Here is a 17,393-nt window from a genome sequence, read left to right on the forward strand (position 1 = left end):
CGGCTGAGGTGCCTCAGGGCGCCGTCAGGCCGGCGAAGCGCTGGATGCGCTCGGCGACGCCGGCGGGCTGTTCGTCCACGACGAAGTGCCCGGCACCGGCGATCCCCTCGATCCGGATGTTGCGCGCGTACCGCTCGAGACCACCGAGCGCATCCCGCGGCAGCACAGGGTCTTCGTCGCCGAGGAGAACCAGCGTGGGCATGGACGGCAGTGTCCGCCGGTAACGGCCGAAGACGATCCGCGCGAACTCGGGCAGCACCAGCTGCCGGTACTTCCGCGATCCCGCTTGCGCGTGGCCCGGGCGCCTCAGGTCGGCGAGGTACTCCTCGACGTCCTCCGGTCGGACTCCCCCGCCGCTGCTCGCGAAGGTGGTGAAGAGCCAGCGCGGGAGGCGCTGCCGGCCCCGGCTGAGCAGGCGGGCGCCGAGGCCCGGCACCGCCAACGCGTACTGGAACCAGAGGTGGCGCGTGACGCCGAGCATCGAGGGCGTCATCCGCAGGTACAGCGGCGGCACCGAGAGCACCACGAGGTGGGAGACCCGCCCGGGGTGATCCACGGCGAGCGCCAGAGCCGCGAGCGCACCGACATCGTGACCGACCACGACCGCGCGCTCGATGCCGAGTGCATCCAGCAGGCCGACGGCGTCCGCGCACAGCGCGCGTCGGTCGTTCCGGCCTGCCGGGGCGCTGGTGCCGCCCGATCCCCGGAGGTCGGGCGCGAACACGTGGCCGACCCGCGCAAGCTCCGGGATCACGCGGGACCACTCGCGGGATGTCTCGGGAAAGCCGTGGAGCAGGAGCACCGGCGTCCCCGCTCCGGCCTCCCGCACGTGCACGTCCAGGTCGGGCAGAGCGATCATGCGCTCCGTCACCACGACCTCACCCCGTTGCGGGTCCATGCCCGCGATGATACTACGTCTGTAGTAGTCCCACATCCCCCTCTTCCGCGGCGCGCGACACCCTAGGGTCGACGTGTGAGTTCGACGCGCGACCGCTCCCTCGACGCCGCCGTGCGCCTCATCGGCGAGCAGGGCATCCGGGCGCTCACGCACGCGCGCGTCGATGAGCGGGCCGGCCTGCCGCGCGGCTCCACGTCGAACTGGTTCCGCACCCGGGCCGCGCTCGTCGCCGGTGTCATCACGTGGATCGCGGAAAACGAGCGCGACGACCTGCCGGCCGCCGCGGAGGGAAACCACCTCGATCTCGTCGCGGCCTTCACCGCGATGGTCGATGCCGAGACCGGTCGGTATGCCGACCGATCGCGTGCGCGGCTCGCGCTGTTCCTCGAGGCCGCTGCCGACCGCGACCTCCTCGCGCCCCTGCTCGCACAGCGCGAGGTCTTCGTCCGCTGGGTGGTCGACCTGCTCGCCGACGCCGGTGCGACAGACCCCGACGGCGCCACGCGTGCGCTCATGGCCGGTCTCGACGGGCTGGTCCTGCACCGGCTCACGGTCGATCCGGATGCCCCGATCGGCCCGACGGTGGCCCGGTTGGTGACCGCGGCCCGATCGGGCTGATCCCGGCGGGTGCGCGCATTTCCAGCCTCCCCAAGGAATCGGATGCCAGTATGGGCCTATGACCGCACCGCGCATCCTCGTCGTGGACGACGAGCCGAACATCCGCGACCTGCTCATCACCAGCCTGCGATTCGCGGGATTCCAGGTCCGGGCCGTCTCCAACGGCGCGCAGACCATCTCTGCCGTGCTGGAGGAAGAACCCGACCTCATCGTTCTCGACGTCATGCTGCCCGACATGAACGGGTTCAGCGTCACCAAGCGCCTCCGCGGGGCCGGCTACACCGCGCCCATCCTGTTCCTGACGGCCAAGGATGAGACGGAGGACAAGATCACCGGTCTCAACGCCGGAGGCGATGACTACGTCACGAAGCCGTTCAGCCTCGACGAGATCGTCGCCCGCATCCAGGCGATCCTGCGCCGCACGATGCAGGCCGACGAGGAGTCGGTGATCCGCGCGGGCGAACTCACGATGGACCAGGACACCCACGACGTGACGGTCGGCGACGTGTCGATCGATCTCAGCCCCACCGAGTTCAAGCTGCTCCGCTACCTCATGCTCAACCCGAACCGGGTGCTGTCGAAGGCGCAGATCCTCGACCACGTGTGGGAGTACGACTTCAACGGCGACGCGGGAATCGTGGAGAGCTACATCTCCTATCTGCGTCGCAAGATCGACCCGCACTCGACCGAGCCGCTCATCCAGACCAAGCGCGGTTTCGGCTACATGCTCAAGGCCGGTAAGACCGCCTGAGCGCCTCGACGAAAGACTCTCTCCTGGCTGAGAAGCACGATGCCGTGACCGGATGGTGGCGTGGGCTCAGCCTGCGCGCCAAGGTCACCGGCGTGACCGTCGGTCTGCTCGCCGTCGGACTGGTCGCCGCCGGGTTCGGCACCATGGCGTTCCTGCGCAACACCCTCGTCGACTCGGTCGACGAGCAACTACGTCTCCTGGCGGCCAGCGACATCGCAGACACCGTCTTCGACGCGCGCAACGACGGCGGGAAGATCACCTTCACCCCCCGCGACGACGTCGCGGCGACGGGCAACATCATCGTCCTGTACCGGGGCGTGGACGGGGCGCTGGAGGCGCTCTACGACGGCACGTCGTCCCACATCATCCCCGACCTGCCGCGGGAGTTCCCGCTGCAGGAAACCTCCATGCACGTGGGGCAGGCGCTGGAGTACCAGGACCCGGAAACCGGCGCATCGTTCCGCGCAAGCGTGGACTTCTTCCAGCCCCCGGGCGCCGGGGAAGCGTTCACGCAGATGGTCGTCGCGCCGCTGGCCCCGACCGAACGCGTCGTCGGGACCTACATCGGCATCTACAGCATCCTGGCCCTGCTCATCCTCATCGCCAGCGCCCTGCTCACGCGGTGGCTCGTCACCCTCACGTTCCGCGGTCTCGGTCAAGTCGAGGCGACGGCCATGTCGATCGCGGGCGGCGATTTCAGCCAGCGCATGTCGGACGTGGTGCCCGGCACCGAGGTCGGCCGGTTGAAGATGGCCATCAACACGATGCTCGACCGTGTGGATGCGGCGATCCGTCAGCGCGATGCCACGGTCGGGCAGATGCGCCGTTTCATCGGCGACGCCAGCCACGAGTTGCGCACGCCACTGGTGACCGTGCGAGGGTACGCCGAGTTGTACCGGATGGGCGCCATCCGTGGCGACGAGGAGATCGCACAGTCCATGGAGCGGATCGAGAAGGAAGCGATCCGCATGGGCGTTCTCGTCGAAGACCTCCTCGCCTTGGCACGCCTCGACGAGCGACGCGACGTTCTGCTCGAACCGGTCGACCTGCGACCGGTCGCCCGGGATGCCGCACTGGATCTTCGGGCGGCGTCCCCGCAGCGCGAAGTCACCGTCGAGGACACGACGCTCCACGACGGGACCGCGGAGACGACGTCGACCACCGCCGACCCTCCGACCGGCCCGACAGACGAGCCGCGCCGGCGCGCGACCGCGGGGTCCTCGGCGATGGCGTTGGCCGGTGCGAGATTCTCCCGCCTCCGTCGGCGTCCTCGCAACGCGGCCGACAGCGGACCGATCGATCCGCTGACGGACGAACCGGCCGACGGGTCATTCCTGCTGCCGGACGAGCCGATCGTGCTGGGCGATGAGAACCGCATCCGGCAGGTGATCGCGAACCTCCTGGGCAACGCCCGCCGCTTCACCGGAGAGGATTCCCCGATCGAGGTGCGCGTCGGGGTTTCTCCGACCGAGAACACCGGGTGGATCGAGGTCGTCGACCACGGCGAGGGCATCCCCGAGCAGATCCGCGAACAGATCTTCCAGCGCTTCTGGCGCGCCGACACGTCTCGAGCGCGGGAGACCGGTGGCTCAGGGCTCGGCCTCTCGATCGTCGCATCGATCGTCGAGGCGCTGCACGGCACGGTGTCGGTGCGAGAGACGCCCGGCGGCGGAGCGACCTTCCGGGTGTCGCTGCCGCTGGCTCCTCGTCCCTTCGCCGACGAGATCGCCGACACCCGGCCGCTCCCCCGGCTCCGCTGACCTTCCTCCCCAGGGGCGCCAGAAGGCGCGCCATCCACCGGGTCGTCAGCGTCTCCTCGGTGCGGGACCGGCGCGCCCTAACGTGGCCGGCACGTACAGAAAGGAGTTCTCATGGCTGTCTTCTCCGTCGACAGCGACGCGGTCTTCACCGCGTCGCACGCCGTCCGCGCGACGGTCGACCGTCTGGAATCGGAGTCCGCCGCGCTGCTGTCCCAGCTCACCCAGCTGCAGGGGTCGTGGACGGGGGCGGCGTCGGCGGCCTTCACCGGCGTCGTGGAGCGGTGGCGGGCGACGCAGCAGCAGGTCGCCGCCTCTCTCGCCGAGATCGACGGCGCCCTCACCGTCGCCGGGCGCCACTACGCCGAGGTCGAGCAGGCCAGCACGAGCCTGTTCCGCTGACCGCCGACCGCTATCCCGAACGCAGAACGGCCCCCTCCGCGTGGAGGGGGCCGTTCTGTGCGTCAGACGCGGGGTGGACTCAGAAGTCCATGCCGCCCGTCGGGTCGGCGGGAGCTGCCGAAGCCTTCTCGGGCTTCTCGGCGACGACCGCCTCGGTGGTGAGGAACAGACCCGCGATGGACGCTGCGTTCTGCAGCGCCGAACGGGTGACCTTCGCCGGGTCGATGATGCCCTGCGCGAAGAGGTCGCCGTACTCGCCGGTCGCGGCGTTGAGGCCCCAACCTGCTTCGAGCTCGGCCACCTTGTTCGCCACGACACCGGGCTCCATGCCGGCGTTGAGGGCGATCTGCTTGAGCGGAGCCTCGATCGCGACGCGGACGATGTTCGCGCCGGTCGCCTCGTCGCCCTCGAGCTGCAGGGTTGCGAACGCGATCTTGCCGGCCTGGATCAGCGCGACGCCACCACCGGGGACGATGCCCTCCTCGACGGCTGCCTTCGCGTTGCGAACGGCGTCCTCGATGCGGTGCTTACGCTCCTTGAGCTCCACCTCGGTGGCCGCACCCGCCTTGATGACGGCAACGCCGCCGGCGAGCTTGGCGAGGCGCTCCTGGAGCTTCTCGCGGTCGTAGTCGCTGTCGGTGTTCTCGATCTCGCGACGGATCTGGGTCACGCGACCCTCGATCTGCGCCGAGTCACCGGCACCCTCGACGATGGTGGTCTCGTCCTTGGTGATGATGACCTTGCGCGCACGGCCGAGCAGGTCGACCGTGGCGTTCTCGAGCTTGAGGCCCACCTCTTCGGTGATGACCTGGCCACCCGTGAGGATCGCGATGTCCTGCAGCTGAGCCTTGCGACGGTCGCCGAAGCCGGGAGCCTTGACGGCAGCCGACTTGAAGATGCCGCGGATCTTGTTGAGCACGAGAGTTGCGAGAGCCTCGCCCTCCACGTCCTCAGCGATGATGAGGAGCTCCTTGCCCTCCTGGATCACCTTGTCGACGATCGGCAGAAGGTCCTTGATGTTCGAGATCTTCTGGTTCGCGATCAGGATGTACGGGTCTTCGAAGACCGCTTCCTGACGCTCCGGGTCGGTCACGAAGTAAGGGTTGATGTAGCCCTTGTCGAAGCGCATACCCTCGGTGAGCTCGAGCTCGGTGCCGAACGTGTTGGACTCCTCAACGGTGACCACACCCTCCTTGCCCACCTTGTCGATGGCCTCGGCGATCAGCGCGCCGATCGCGGGGTCGGCGGCGGAGATCGATGCGGTGGCAGCGATCTGCTCCTTGGACTCGACCTCCTTGGCGCCGGCGAGGAGCTGGTCGGTGATGGCCTTGACGGCCTTCTCGATGCCCTTCTTGAGCGAGATGGGGTCGGCGCCGGCGGCGACGTTGCGCAGGCCCTCGCGAACGAGTGCCTGAGCGAGAACGGTCGCGGTGGTGGTTCCGTCACCGGCGACGTCGTCCGTCTTCTTGGCGACCTCCTTGACCAGCTCGGCGCCGATCTTCTCGTAGGGGTCGTCGAGCTCGATCTCCTTGGCGATAGAAACGCCGTCGTTCGTAATCGTGGGGGCGCCCCACTTCTTCTCGAGCACGACGTTGCGACCGCGGGGGCCGAGCGTCACCTTGACGGCGTCGGCGAGGATGTTCAGGCCGCGCTCGAGGCCGCGTCGGGCCTCTTCGTCGAAAGCGATGATCTTTGCCATATGTATGTCGTCCCTCCAGGACGGAGCTATCAGTCTGTTAGCACTCCACAAACACGAGTGCTAACTCATTCTGGCACTCGCCCCATGCGAGTGCAAGCTGCGCCACCGGGATACGACGCCCGTGTCGGCGATGCCGAAAAGGCGGCACCCCGGAAAGACCTCGGGCTTCCCTGCCCTGATGAGGTCTTCACGCGGTGCCGCCTCGGAGGCGATGCCGGGATGCTGCGTCAGATAACGCGGACCGATTCGGCCTGCGGACCCTTCTGCCCCGCCCCGACGGTGAACTCGACGGCCTGCCCTTCCTCGAGCACCCGGAAACCGGTCATGTCGATGTTCGAGTAATGGACGAAAACGTCCTCTCCGTCGCCGGAGGTGATGAAGCCGAAACCCTTCTCGGCGTTGAACCATTTGACAGTGCCCTGGGCCATGCTGTTCTCCTGATGCTGTGGGACGACGTCATCGTATCCACGGCATATGGGGCGCAAACCCCCGCTCGGGCAAGTGTTGACACGGCCGCATCGAACTGTTTACCCGCCCGAAACACCCGGTCGCCGACTACGGTTCCGTGCCCTCCGAGGGCGCCTGGATGCGGTCGAGCCCGAGCACCACGGTGAGCTGCCGGCCCGCCTCATCCGCCTCGGTCTCCGGGTCATCCGGTGGGAGATATTGGTCGCTGAGCGCGATCTCCGCACCGCCGATGACCTCGGCCAGCCCCAGAGCGGCGGCTTCGGCGTCTTCGGTCGCGTAGTAGACGGTCGTCGCGGGGAAGTCGCTCGAGCCGGCAGCTCCGGCCGAGACGATGTCGGCCGACCAGCCGGCGGCAACCACGGTGTCCCGCACCTGCGCCGCCAACCCCTCCTGCGGGGTCGCATTGAGGACGAGCACCGGCACGGACGTGTCGACCACCGGCTCCACGATGGGAAGCGGAGTGGTGGTGGGCAACGGCTCCGTCGAGAAGGAGATGCGCCCGGTCACCAGGAGCGAGCCGAAGATCCCGGCGATGAGGAGAACGATCGTGGCGACAACCGCCCACAGGAACACGATGCCACCGCGCATCCGTGGGTTCTCCGCGCGGTGTGCGCCGACGCGTCCCGTCTCAGGCGCGAGCTCGTCGAAGCGGTCGCGCGGGTAGGTCGTTCGGGCCACCCGTCGATGCTATCGGCAGGCGGTCGAAGATCACTGAGCGCCGGTGCGGGCCGCCCGGATCGTGGCTCGCTGATCGCGGAGACGGCGCAGCCTGCGCACCAGGAGCGGGTCATGCTCGAGAGCCTCTGCCGTGTCGATCAGGCGACCGAGCAGCTGGTAGTAGCGCGCCGGCGGCATCGCGAACTCCGCCCGGATGGCTTCCTCTTTTGCCCCGCCGTGCCGCCGCCACTCCGCCTCGAAGGCGAGGAGGGCGCGATCGCGGTCGGTGAGGGGCACTCCTCCACGCTAAGCCTGTTGGCGGCGTTCGCCCGGGAGCCACTCCACGGACGCGCCGAGCGGGTCAACGGCGGCGAGGATGTTCCCGTCCAACGCCAGGGCGAATCCCCCGGGCCAGGGATCAGGGACCGCGGTCCAGCCATCGTGCAGGGCCGGATCGTCGATCGTGATCCACCGCCCCGCGGCCCGCGCCGCGTCGATGAGCGGCCGCCGACCCACCCGCGGAACGTGGGCGAGCACGCCGGGCGTCGTAATCACGAGAGTCGCCCCCCGCGGCGCCCGTGCGGCCGTCTCCGCGAGAACCTCCCTCGCGTCGCCGGGCACCAGGAGTGGCGGGTCGGCCGCGGCCACATCGAGTGCGCGCTCGATGCGTTCGCGGCGACCGGTTTCGCCAGGCCAGACAAGTCCGGTCAGCCACGCTCTGTCGGCCTTGTCGCGCGCGTTCCGCGGCGCCAGGTCGATGCCGGCACGCCACACGATGTCCGGCATCCGCAAGACCGGCGCGCCGACGAGCCTGCAGTGCAGCACCACGGCGCTCGGGCCACCGGGCGGGTCGAGCGCGCGCAGCCCCCCGCCGCCGGTGGCATACCGGTAGGAGTACCTGTCGGGGTACAGGCAGAGGCCGGCACTGGCACCGACCTCCAGGAGCGCGATCGGTCCGGGCACGAGGCTGAGCGCGGGGAGGAGCGCCGCGCAGCGCAGCGGCTCGTTGGTCTGGATGCTGCGCGTCGCGCTCTCGGCCACCACCCGGTCGGCGTGCGCCTGGACCCACCTCGCCCACTCGCCATATCCGCTCTCCGAAGCCCCCAGCATCCGGGTCACGGCGAACACCAGGGGCGGCTGGCGGTGCGTCTCGGGGATGCGGGCGAGGATCGCGGCCGTCTCGTGATCGCCCGCCACTCCGGCGGCCCACTCGGCGTACAGGTCGGACCGGCCCGGCGCCTCGTCCCGTGCGAAGCGCTCGTAACGGGCGATCACGGGGGCGACAGCATCCGGGTCCATCCCGGCATTATCGCCGGGAGCGCCTGCTGCCCTGGTGTTCGGGTTGAATGGACGGTGGAGAGGAAGACCCCCATGAGCTATTCCGTTGAGAAGACCGAGGACCAGTGGCGCGCCGAGCTCGGCGAGGAGCAGTACGCCGTGCTGCGGCAGGCCGCCACCGAGCGCGCCTGGACCGGTGAGCTCCTCGACGAGGAACGCGCGGGACTGTACTCGTGTGCCGGCTGCGGCGCCGAGCTGTTCCAGAGCGGAACGAAGTTCGACTCGCACTGCGGATGGCCGAGCTTCTACGAGTCGGTCCGCCCGGAGGCCGTCGAGCTGATCGAAGACCGCGCCCACGGCATGGTGCGCACCGAGGTGCGCTGTGCCGCGTGCGGATCGCACCTGGGGCACGTGTTCCCGGACGGGTTCGGCACGCCCACCGGCGACCGGTACTGCATGAACTCCCTGGCGCTGAACTTCGCCCCCGAGCCGGAGGCGTGAGCATCCCTCCGCAGCCTCTGCACGCCGCTGATGCGCCGCGCGGAGGCTCCGGGCGGGCGGGATCGGCGCTCGAGGCCGTCCGCGCACGCCGATCGTGGTCGCGCGTGACCGAGGAGGCACCCTCGTCGGCTGAGCTGGAGACGCTCGTGGCCGCGGCCGGTCGCGTCGCCGACCATTCGTCGCTTCGCCCGTGGCGTCTCATCGAGCTCCGCGGAACCGACCGGGAGCGACTGGGCCGCGCCATCAACAAGGCGCTCGGCGAGAAGGGGTCCTCGGCCAAGCCGCTGCGCGCTCCGCTCCTGATCGCGATCGTGGCCAGCTACCGCGAGAGCGAGAAAGTTCCGCGCTGGGAGCAGGAGGCGGTCGCTTCCGGGGTCGCGCACATGTTGAGCCTGCTGCTGGATGAGGCCGGATGGGGCGTCATCTGGCGAACCGGCCACTACACGCGCAGCAAGGCCGTCGCCAAGGCGCATGGCCTCGGCAAGAACGAGGAGCTCCTCGGCTGGCTGTATGTCGGCGGCAAGCCGGCTGCCACCCGGCTCGGACCGCGCAAAGGCGTGAACGCGAGCGAGATGCTCACGCGCATGCCCGAAGAGTCGCGCCGCGAGACGAAGAAGCGCGAGAAGAGCGCGACTCCGCCGACGGCGCGTGACACCTCCGGTGAGCCGCCGATGGCGCGCGACGCCTCCGGTGAGCCGCCGATGGGGCGCGACGCCTCCCACGGGGCGGCCGATCCCACACTGCTCTAGCGGCCGGGCCGCCGCCGTCGCCATCCCACCACGATGGCGACACCGACCAGGGCCACCGCCACCGCGGTGAGCGCAATGGGCAGGGGCGGCCCGGAGGGCGCCGGCCAGAACGCGTCGAGCACCACCGACATCGCCAGCAGCCCCACCACCGACCCCAGCCCCAGCAGCAGCACACCGGTGGTGCGCACGATGGCCGCCGACAGGAAGATGTACACGGCGCCCACGGCTCCCCCGAGGTACAGCCACGGGTCGACCACGAGCGTCTGCGGTGCGCCCGCGACCGAGATGTGCACGGCGGCGGCGATCGCGAGTGCGATGGTGCCACCGGCGAAGTTCACCAGGGTCGCGGTGAGCGCGTTCCCGGTGCGCTGACCGAGGCGCCCGTTGGTGCCCTGCTGCCAGGCGATTCCTGCGCCGGCGAGGAACGGGAGCATCAGCATCCATGGCGCCGGCGCTCCCGTGACCCCTGCCACGCACACGATCACTCCCGCCACGGCGAGTGCGCCGCCGACCACGCGCGGCACGGTGACGGCCACCACACCCCCGGGCCCGTATCCCAGGCGGTCGAGGATCAGCCCGTGGATCGTCTGCCCGGCGACCACACCCACTGTGAACAGCGCGACCCCGATGGTTCCGACGGTGAGTCCCTGCGTCGCGACCGTGAGGGCTCCGGCGAGACCGCCCAGCAGCATCCACACCGGCACGTCTCCCCCGCGGATGCCCCGCACCAGCCGGCCGAAGCCCGTGCGGGCCGAGGGGAGAAGGACGGTGATCGCGAGGACGATGAGCAGGCCAGAGCCGAACGAGATGACCGCGGCGGTGTAGCCGTCGTCGATGGCGTCGCCGAGAGACCCGTTGATGCGAGCCTGGAGCGCCGTCAGCACTCCGACAGCCACCGCGGATGCGACCGCCAGCCCCAACGGGATGCGTCGCGCCGCACCCGGGGCTTCGCGCGAGGTCACTCGCATGATGCTACGGCCCACCCGCGAGAAACGACGATCCGGACGAGAAACGGCGCGATGCGTCCCGTCTCATCCGGATCGTCGTTTCTCGCGGACGACGGGAGGCGGGAGCGCGGAGAGCCGACTGCGGGACTCGAACCCGCAACCCCCTAATTACAAGTTAGGTGCGCTACCAATTGCGCCAAGCCGGCGAGCCGCGGAGGTACGCGGATCTCGACAACCGAGTCTAGAGCGTCCGCCGCCCGGCCCCTCGCTAGCGCACCGCCTCCCCCACGGCAAGGCGGTTCTCGCCGCCGTGTGCCGTCGGCTTTGGTAGCGGGAGGCGCCGCACAGCCGGGTCGGTGCCACACGAGAAGGAGGAGCCATGGACACGAGTGCCCTCATCTGGATCATCGTCGCCATTGTCGTCGTCGTGGTGATCGTGGTCATCGTTCTGACCGTCACGGCGAAAGGACGTCGGGAGCGCCGCCAGCACGCGCAGCACGAGAAGGCCGAGAAGCTGCGCGCCCAGGCTCGAGAGGCCGACCTCGGCGCGCGGGAGCATGAGGCGGAGCTCGCGCAGGCGCGGGCCGACACCGCCGCCGCTACCGCCGAGTCGGAGCGGGCCAAAGCCCGCGCCGCCCAGGCCGACATCGAGGCGCAGCGACGCGCCGGCGACATCGACCAACATGCGGCGGATGCCGCGAAGCGGCGTGAGGAGCAGGCCGAGACGCTCCGGAAGGCCGACAAGGTCGACCCCTTCGTCGGAAACGGCGACGAGGGCGACCGAGGCAGGACGGGCGGCCCGGCTCGCTGATCCGGCGGGACTAAGGCGCCGGGGTGGGCGTGACGGATGCCGACGGGGTCGGCGACGGCGTGCGGTAGTACGAGTCGCTGGCGGCCGTGAGCACGAACTGCGCGAATTCCTTCGGGTCATCCATCGCCCCGACATACTGCGTGCCGTTGACGAGGATCATGAGCGTCGAGCTCAGCGCGGCACCATCGGTGTCGGGAATGCTCTCCAGTGCACGATCGGTCGCGGCGCGTGCCCACGTCGAGAACGAGCCGTCTTCGATGCAGTTGCGAACGATCTTCGGCGAGGCCGCACCGGAGGCCTGCGCCAGCTCGGCGAGTTGTTCGTCGTTCAAGCCGTCCGAATCGATCTCCGGCTGCTGGCGCAGCAGCTCGTCGTTGAAGGCGAAGAAGGTGTCGGGCGAATACGTCGCGACGCACGCGGCCGCCCCCGCCGCACGCAGCGAGTACTTGGTGCCGTTCGACTTCGACGTCAGCATGGCCACGGGGTAGTAGCTGAGGGTCGCGGCGTCCTGGCTCACCCACTTCTTCAGCTGGTCAGCATTGGCGAGCTGGAACTCGCGCGCCTCGGGAGCGAGGTAATCCACGTAGACGCGGATGTCCACGGCGGGAGTTTCGCTGGCCGTCGGGGTCGGCGTGGGCGCTGCCTCCGTGGGTGCTGCCTCTGCGGGCGCGGGCGTCGCCGCCTCGTCGACACCGCCTGCCACCGGATCAGCGGCCCCGGTCACGGTGGTCACCGCGAAGCCGTCGTTCTGCGCGTTGGCGGGCTGAATGACGGGACGCGGGCCCATCTCCGCGAACGCCCAGATGATGGCGGCGGTGGCCACGCCCGCGACGGCGAGACCGGCCGCGCTGAGCAGGATGCCACGCAGCAGCCGCAAGCGCGACTGCTTGGCGTGCACCTGCTGGGCCTTTTCGCGGACGGCCTCTCGGCGGTCGCGCGTGGCAGGCACCTGCGGTGTCTGGTCGTTCGACATGAAACCTTCTGGAACGGATAAGCGGGCCGGGGATCCGGCGGGCCGCACGGGTAACGCGGCCGGAATCGATGCTAACGAGGCAGCCTGGGAAAAACCCAGACGCAGGACGCCCGACACCTATACTGAAAGTTGCGCCCGATGGCGGGCGTGCGGGTTAGCCCCCGCTCATCCATCACTACGGATCGTCCGGCACGTACCTGCCGGTGAAGGAGAAGAAAATGGCGTCCGTCACGTTTGACAACGCAACCCGCCTGTACCCCGGGGGCACTCGCCCCGCCGTGGACAAGCTCAACCTCGAAGTCGCCGACGGCGAGTTCCTGGTTCTCGTCGGCCCCTCCGGCTGCGGTAAGTCCACGTCCCTGCGCATGCTGGCCGGCCTCGAAGAGGTCAACTCCGGCCGCATCCTGATCGGCGACCGCGACGTCACGGACGTCCCGCCGAAGGACCGCGACATCGCGATGGTCTTCCAGAACTACGCGCTGTACCCCCACATGACCGTCGCCGAGAACATGGGCTTCGCCCTGAAGATCGCCGGCATCGGCAAGGAAGAGCGTGCCGCGCGCGTGCTCGAGGCCGCCAAGCTCCTCGACCTCGAGGAGTACCTCACGCGCAAGCCGAAGGCCCTCTCGGGTGGTCAGCGTCAGCGTGTCGCGATGGGTCGCGCGATCGTCCGCCAGCCGCAGGTGTTCCTCATGGACGAGCCGCTGTCGAACCTCGACGCGAAGCTCCGCGTGCAGACGCGCACGCAGATCGCGTCGCTGCAGCGCCGCCTCGGGGTCACGACCGTCTACGTCACGCACGACCAGACCGAGGCCCTCACCATGGGCGACCGCATCGCGGTCCTCAAGGACGGCATCCTGCAGCAGGTCGGAACGCCCCGCGACCTGTACGAGAAGCCGAACAACGTGTTCGTCGCCGGCTTTATCGGTTCGCCCGCCATGAACCTCTTCTCGGCCGATCTCGCCGAGGGTGGCGTGCGGTTCGGTGACGAGGTCGTGCCGCTGGACCGCGACACCGTCGGCCGTGCCAACGGCAGCCAGGTCACCGTGGGCGTGCGCCCCGAGGACATCGTCGTCGGTCCCTCCGACGGCCGCGGTCTCTCGGTGGTCGTCGACCTCGTCGAGGAACTCGGCGCGGACGGCTACCTCTACGGCCACACCGAGATCAACGGCAAGCGCACCGACCTCGTCGCACGTGTCGACGGCCGGAGCCACCCGAACGCGGGCGAGACGGTCACCCTGGCCGCCAGCGCCGGCCACGTGCACGCGTTCGACATCGAGTCCGGTGAGCGTCTCAACGACAAGCCGGTCGTCTCCGCCTGACCCATCTCTCACCGCCGCGGCGCGGGTAGCCTTGAGGCTGCCCGCGCCGCGCCGTATTTCCGGGAGGTCCCGTGCCCGAATCGCTCAGCATCACCGCCAGCTCCGTCGACCCCGGCCTACTCTCGTTGCCGTGGTCGACGCCCCTGTCGGAATGGTCCAGCAGCACGATCGTGTACCTCCCCAAGGGCATCTCCCGGCACCTGGTGCGCTTTGCGAATCTGTCCGGGCGGGTGGTGGCCATCAAGGAGACCACGCAGGAGATGGCCCGGCGCGAATACGACATGCTCGGCAACCTGCACCGTCTTGCCGCGCCGTGCGTCGAGCGCGTCGCCGTGATCGGCGGACGAACGGATGCGGAGGGGCGGACGCTGCCCGCAGCCCTGGTCACGGCGCACCTTCGCTTCTCGCTCCCCTACCGCGCTCTGTTCACGCAGGTGCTGCGCCCGCACACGGCCGCGCGGCTGGTGGATGCTCTCGCGGTGCTCCTCGTGCGCCTGCACAACGTCGGCTTCTTCTGGGGCGACGTCTCGCTGTCGAACACCCTGTTCCGGCGGGACGCCGGCGCCTTCGCCGCGTATCTCGTGGATGCGGAGACCGGCGAGCTGCACGAGAGCGGGCTGACTCCGGGGCAGCGCGCGCACGACCTCGATGTCGCCCGCACCAATATCGCCGGCGAGATCATGGATCTGGAGGCCGGCGGCCGCCTGGAGGGCGGCATCGACGCGGTGCAGATCGCCGACGGCATCCTGTCGTCCTACTACTCGCTCTGGGGAGCGCTCACCGACAAGGAGTCGTTCGCGCTCGACGAGTCCTGGCGCCTCACCGAGCGCGTCCAGCGCCTCAACGCCCTCGGCTTCGACATCGGCGAGATGTCGATCCAGACGACGCCCGACGGTACGCGCGCGTCCATCCAGCCGAAGGTCGTCGACGCCGGGCATCACCAGCGCCGTCTCCTGCGCCTGACGGGACTGGATGTCGAGGAGAACCAGGCCCGCCGTCTCCTCAATGACCTGGACGAATTCCGCGCGCGGACCAGTCGTCTCGGCCCGGACGAGGAGATGGTCGCGCACGAGTGGCTGACCCGCGTGTTCGAGCCGGTCGTGATGTCCATCCCGTTCGACCTGCGCGCGAAACTCGAGCCGGCGGAGGTGTTCCACCAGGTGCTCGAGCACCGGTGGTACATGTCGCAGGCGCGCGGACGCTCGGTGCCCATCGCGGAGGTGCTGACGTCTTACATCGACGATGTGCTTCGCCACCGCCGGGACGAGGCGACCGTGATGGGCCCGCCGACCGACTCCCTCGCACTCCCCGGTCAGACGGGCATGATGCCCATCGTCGATGACGAGGAGGCCGGGGAGGACGACGAGGAGGCCGTGGTGGACTGGCGCGATCTGGTCTAGCGCCGTCGCGCGGCCACCGCGACGTCAGTAGCCGACGGCGAAGCGCTCTCGCGAGTGCTTCGGCGACTCGATCTCGTCGAGGATCGCTACGGCGAGGTCGGGACCGGAGATGAATGACTCCCCGTCCTCACCCACGACCAGCACGTCTCCGCCGTCGCGGTACGAGCCGGTGCGCTCCCCCGGCGCCCAGACGCCGAAGCCGCCGGCGGGATGGATGTAGAACCAGTCGCGTCCGCCCGCGGTGGACTGCAGGTCTTCGAGCACTCCGATGGCCTCGAGCGACTCCGGCTTGTACGCGTCGAGGAATCCTTCGGTATCGATGAGCCGCGGCCCTCCCGGTGTGACCAGGGAGCCGCCTGCGCCGCCGATGACGCCCACGCGGACATCCTCCGGAAGCGCCGCGAACAGCTCCGCCAGCGCGGGACGCACCTTGCCGAGCATGTCACCGCGCGGCGCGACCGCCGAGATCACCACATCCACACCCTGGAGCTTGTGCACGACATCCGTCACATCCAGGATGCTGCCCTCGAGGTACGTCGCGCCTTCCACGCGCTCGGCGGGAACCGACCGGGCGATCGAGACGACGGTGTGGCCGCGGCGAACGGCCTCCCGGATGATGTGACTGCCGGCGTAGCCGGTTCCTCCGATGACGGCGATGCGGGCCACGAGAATCCTTTCGTTGGACGTGCGAGCGGCAATCGGCGCCGGAATGGTTTCATTCCCGCGTATGCAGCGCTCGTCCCCAGCGTTCCACATGCCGGGCCGAAGGACGCCGGATCCCGCACGGCGCGGCGGTTTCACGCAGGATTCGGTCTGAATTCCCCGGGCTGCGGGTGTTGACTGGGACGACTGTCGTCTCGAAGGAGAGCCCGATGACCACTCCCGCCGCATCCACGTCCGCCGCCGCACCCGCATCCACATCCGCCGCCGCATCCGCATCCCCGTCCGCCTCCGATCGTGCGGACGTTCTTCTGGCCGCCGCCCGAGCGCTCGGCCCCCTGCTGGAGGAGCACGCCCGCGAGGCGGAGCTGATCCGGCGCCTCCCCGACGCCGTCGCCGAGGAGCTCCGCACGGCTGGGTTCTTCTGGATGAAGACGCCGATCGAACTCGGGGGAAGCGAGCTCGACCCGGTGGGCTTCGGCGACGTCATGGAGGAGATCGCGTATCACGACGCCTCGGCGGCGTGGGCGACGATGATCGGCAGCGGCACGATCGGAACCATGGCCGGCTGGCTCCCCGAGGAGGGTGTCGCCGACCTGTTCGCGCCAGGCGAGCCGCTGCCTACGGTCGCGGGCCAGTTCACGCCCCGCGGCAGCGCGATCCCGGTCGACGGCGGCTACCGTGTCACCGGCCGCTGGGCTTTCGGGAGCGGTATCGACCACTCGAACTGGGTCGTCGGCGGATGCATCGTCGAGGGCACCGGAGCTCCGATCTTCGTGACCGCCCCGAAGTCCGAGGTCACTGTCCACGGCAACTGGAACGCTGCAGCCCTTCAGGGGACCGGGAGCCATGACTTCTCCTTCGACGATGTCTTCGTGCCGGCGTCCCGGGCGATGGACGCGTACGGCGGGGCACCGCAGCGCGGCGGCGACATCTTCCGGCAGCCGATCATGATCTTCATCTCGAATGAGCTGTCGCCGCTCCTCGTCGGGATCGCGCGGCGCGCGATCGACGACATGATCGACCTCGCCGCATCCACGGCCCGCTCGCTGAGCGGTTCACTCGCCGGCCGCGCGTCGTTCCAGAAGGCGATCGGTCAGGCGGAGGCGAAATGGGCCGCCGCGCGCACGCTGTACCGGGCGACCGCTCAGGAGGGCATCAACATCGTGCGCTCCGGCGGCACGATCGACGACGACACGGTCGCGGTGCTCCGAGCCCGCCACACCCTGGTCGCCGAACTCTGCGCGGAGCTCATCTCCGACCTGTTCCGCTACGGGGGCGGTCGCGTGCTCTCGGTGGACCACCCCATGCAGCGCCACCTCCGCAATTCTCTCGGGGCGCTGCAGCACGTGTATCTCTCCGAGGAGAACTACGAACTCGCGGGAGCAGCCGCGATTGCGCGGCACGCCGCCGTCTGATTCACGGTGCGGAGGCGCGACACCCGCGGATCGTGTCGGACGGCGACTCGCCGTACGCGCGTCTGTAGTCGGTGGCGAGCCCTC

At 69.6% G+C, this 17,393-nt stretch carries 18 protein-coding genes, 1 tRNA gene and 1 pseudogene; 10 read left to right on the top strand and 10 right to left on the bottom strand.

From position 1 onward, the window contains the following. Positions 1 to 13: 13 nt before the first annotated feature. Entirely contained in the window at positions 14 to 898 is an 885-nt protein-coding gene (locus AC4FS2_RS09870; protein WP_491151708.1) for an alpha/beta fold hydrolase, read from the bottom strand. A gap of 75 nt (positions 899 to 973) precedes the next feature. Between AC4FS2_RS09870 and AC4FS2_RS09875 the strand changes: the two genes are divergently transcribed. From AC4FS2_RS09875 to AC4FS2_RS09890, 4 genes are all read left to right on the top strand, one after another. After that, positions 974 to 1,516: a TetR/AcrR family transcriptional regulator gene (locus AC4FS2_RS09875; RefSeq protein WP_491151706.1), complete on the top strand. Its 543-nt coding sequence runs from the start codon at positions 974 to 976 to the stop codon at positions 1,514 to 1,516. Between the two features lie 58 nt (positions 1,517 to 1,574). Then, positions 1,575 to 2,267, top strand: coding sequence for a response regulator transcription factor (locus tag AC4FS2_RS09880; protein ID WP_491151705.1), 693 nt, complete (start codon positions 1,575 to 1,577; stop codon positions 2,265 to 2,267). Positions 2,268 to 2,410: 143 nt separating this feature from the next. Then, complete coding sequence (locus tag AC4FS2_RS09885; protein WP_491155602.1) at positions 2,411 to 4,027, top strand: HAMP domain-containing sensor histidine kinase; 1,617 nt, start codon at positions 2,411 to 2,413, stop codon at positions 4,025 to 4,027. Positions 4,028 to 4,138: 111 nt separating this feature from the next. After that, positions 4,139 to 4,426, top strand: coding sequence for a WXG100 family type VII secretion target (locus AC4FS2_RS09890; protein WP_491151704.1), 288 nt, complete (start codon positions 4,139 to 4,141; stop codon positions 4,424 to 4,426). Between the two features lie 79 nt (positions 4,427 to 4,505). Here AC4FS2_RS09890 and groL read toward each other — a convergent pair whose 3' ends face one another. From groL to AC4FS2_RS09915, 5 genes are all read right to left on the bottom strand, one after another. After that, positions 4,506 to 6,125 carry a chaperonin GroEL gene (gene groL, locus AC4FS2_RS09895; protein WP_491151702.1) on the bottom strand — a complete coding sequence of 540 codons (1,620 nt, stop codon included), beginning with the start codon at positions 6,123 to 6,125 and terminating at the stop codon, positions 4,506 to 4,508. Positions 6,126 to 6,352: 227 nt separating this feature from the next. Next, positions 6,353 to 6,553, bottom strand: coding sequence for a cold-shock protein (locus AC4FS2_RS09900; RefSeq protein WP_491151699.1), 201 nt, complete (start codon positions 6,551 to 6,553; stop codon positions 6,353 to 6,355). 127 nt (positions 6,554 to 6,680) lie between these two features. Continuing rightward, positions 6,681 to 7,271, bottom strand: a complete 591-nt coding sequence (locus AC4FS2_RS09905; RefSeq protein WP_491151697.1) for a LytR C-terminal domain-containing protein — start codon at positions 7,269 to 7,271, stop codon at positions 6,681 to 6,683. 30 nt (positions 7,272 to 7,301) lie between these two features. Then, on the bottom strand, positions 7,302 to 7,547 hold the full coding sequence (locus tag AC4FS2_RS09910; RefSeq protein ID WP_491151695.1) for a DUF3263 domain-containing protein: 246 nt from the start codon (positions 7,545 to 7,547) through the stop codon (positions 7,302 to 7,304). A gap of 9 nt (positions 7,548 to 7,556) precedes the next feature. Continuing rightward, complete coding sequence (locus AC4FS2_RS09915; protein ID WP_491151693.1) at positions 7,557 to 8,549, bottom strand: DUF2332 family protein; 993 nt, start codon at positions 8,547 to 8,549, stop codon at positions 7,557 to 7,559. Positions 8,550 to 8,621: 72 nt separating this feature from the next. Between AC4FS2_RS09915 and msrB the strand changes: the two genes are divergently transcribed. Beyond that, a complete protein-coding gene (gene msrB, locus AC4FS2_RS09920) occupies positions 8,622 to 9,029 on the top strand; it encodes a peptide-methionine (R)-S-oxide reductase MsrB (protein ID WP_491151692.1) in 408 nt (135 codons plus the stop codon). 17 nt (positions 9,030 to 9,046) lie between these two features. After that, positions 9,047 to 9,643: pseudogene (locus tag AC4FS2_RS09925) on the top strand (nitroreductase family protein); the annotation flags it as partial. A 131-nt stretch (positions 9,644 to 9,774) separates the two neighbouring features. Here AC4FS2_RS09925 and AC4FS2_RS09930 read toward each other — a convergent pair. Both AC4FS2_RS09930 and AC4FS2_RS09935 read right to left on the bottom strand, forming a co-directional pair. After that, positions 9,775 to 10,740, bottom strand: coding sequence for a DMT family transporter (locus AC4FS2_RS09930; RefSeq protein ID WP_491151690.1), 966 nt, complete (start codon positions 10,738 to 10,740; stop codon positions 9,775 to 9,777). A 118-nt stretch (positions 10,741 to 10,858) separates the two neighbouring features. Continuing rightward, positions 10,859 to 10,931 (bottom strand) — tRNA-Thr (locus AC4FS2_RS09935). A gap of 173 nt (positions 10,932 to 11,104) precedes the next feature. On the opposite strand from AC4FS2_RS09935, the gene AC4FS2_RS09940 reads away from it, so the two are divergent. Further along, positions 11,105 to 11,536 carry a hypothetical protein gene (locus AC4FS2_RS09940; RefSeq protein WP_491151689.1) on the top strand — a complete coding sequence of 144 codons (432 nt, stop codon included), beginning with the start codon at positions 11,105 to 11,107 and terminating at the stop codon, positions 11,534 to 11,536. Positions 11,537 to 11,546: 10 nt separating this feature from the next. On the opposite strand, the gene AC4FS2_RS09945 is transcribed toward AC4FS2_RS09940, so the two are convergent. Beyond that, positions 11,547 to 12,509 carry a DsbA family protein gene (locus AC4FS2_RS09945; protein ID WP_491151687.1) on the bottom strand — a complete coding sequence of 321 codons (963 nt, stop codon included), beginning with the start codon at positions 12,507 to 12,509 and terminating at the stop codon, positions 11,547 to 11,549. A gap of 218 nt (positions 12,510 to 12,727) precedes the next feature. Between AC4FS2_RS09945 and AC4FS2_RS09950 the strand changes: the two genes are divergently transcribed. Both AC4FS2_RS09950 and AC4FS2_RS09955 read left to right on the top strand, forming a co-directional pair. Then, positions 12,728 to 13,831 carry an ABC transporter ATP-binding protein gene (locus AC4FS2_RS09950; RefSeq protein WP_491151685.1) on the top strand — a complete coding sequence of 368 codons (1,104 nt, stop codon included), beginning with the start codon at positions 12,728 to 12,730 and terminating at the stop codon, positions 13,829 to 13,831. 71 nt (positions 13,832 to 13,902) lie between these two features. Next, a complete protein-coding gene (locus AC4FS2_RS09955; protein WP_491151684.1) occupies positions 13,903 to 15,231 on the top strand; it encodes a DUF4032 domain-containing protein in 1,329 nt (442 codons plus the stop codon). A 24-nt stretch (positions 15,232 to 15,255) separates the two neighbouring features. On the opposite strand, the gene AC4FS2_RS09960 is transcribed toward AC4FS2_RS09955, so the two are convergent. Continuing rightward, positions 15,256 to 15,897: an NAD(P)-dependent oxidoreductase gene (locus AC4FS2_RS09960; RefSeq protein WP_491151682.1), complete on the bottom strand. Its 642-nt coding sequence runs from the start codon at positions 15,895 to 15,897 to the stop codon at positions 15,256 to 15,258. A gap of 206 nt (positions 15,898 to 16,103) precedes the next feature. On the opposite strand from AC4FS2_RS09960, the gene AC4FS2_RS09965 reads away from it, so the two are divergent. After that, positions 16,104 to 17,309 (top strand): acyl-CoA dehydrogenase family protein, encoded by a 1,206-nt coding sequence (locus tag AC4FS2_RS09965; RefSeq protein ID WP_491151681.1) that lies wholly within the window; start codon positions 16,104 to 16,106, stop codon positions 17,307 to 17,309. Positions 17,310 to 17,393 lie beyond the last annotated feature (84 nt).

The organism is Microbacterium sp. Z10_103 (assembly GCF_058310455.1).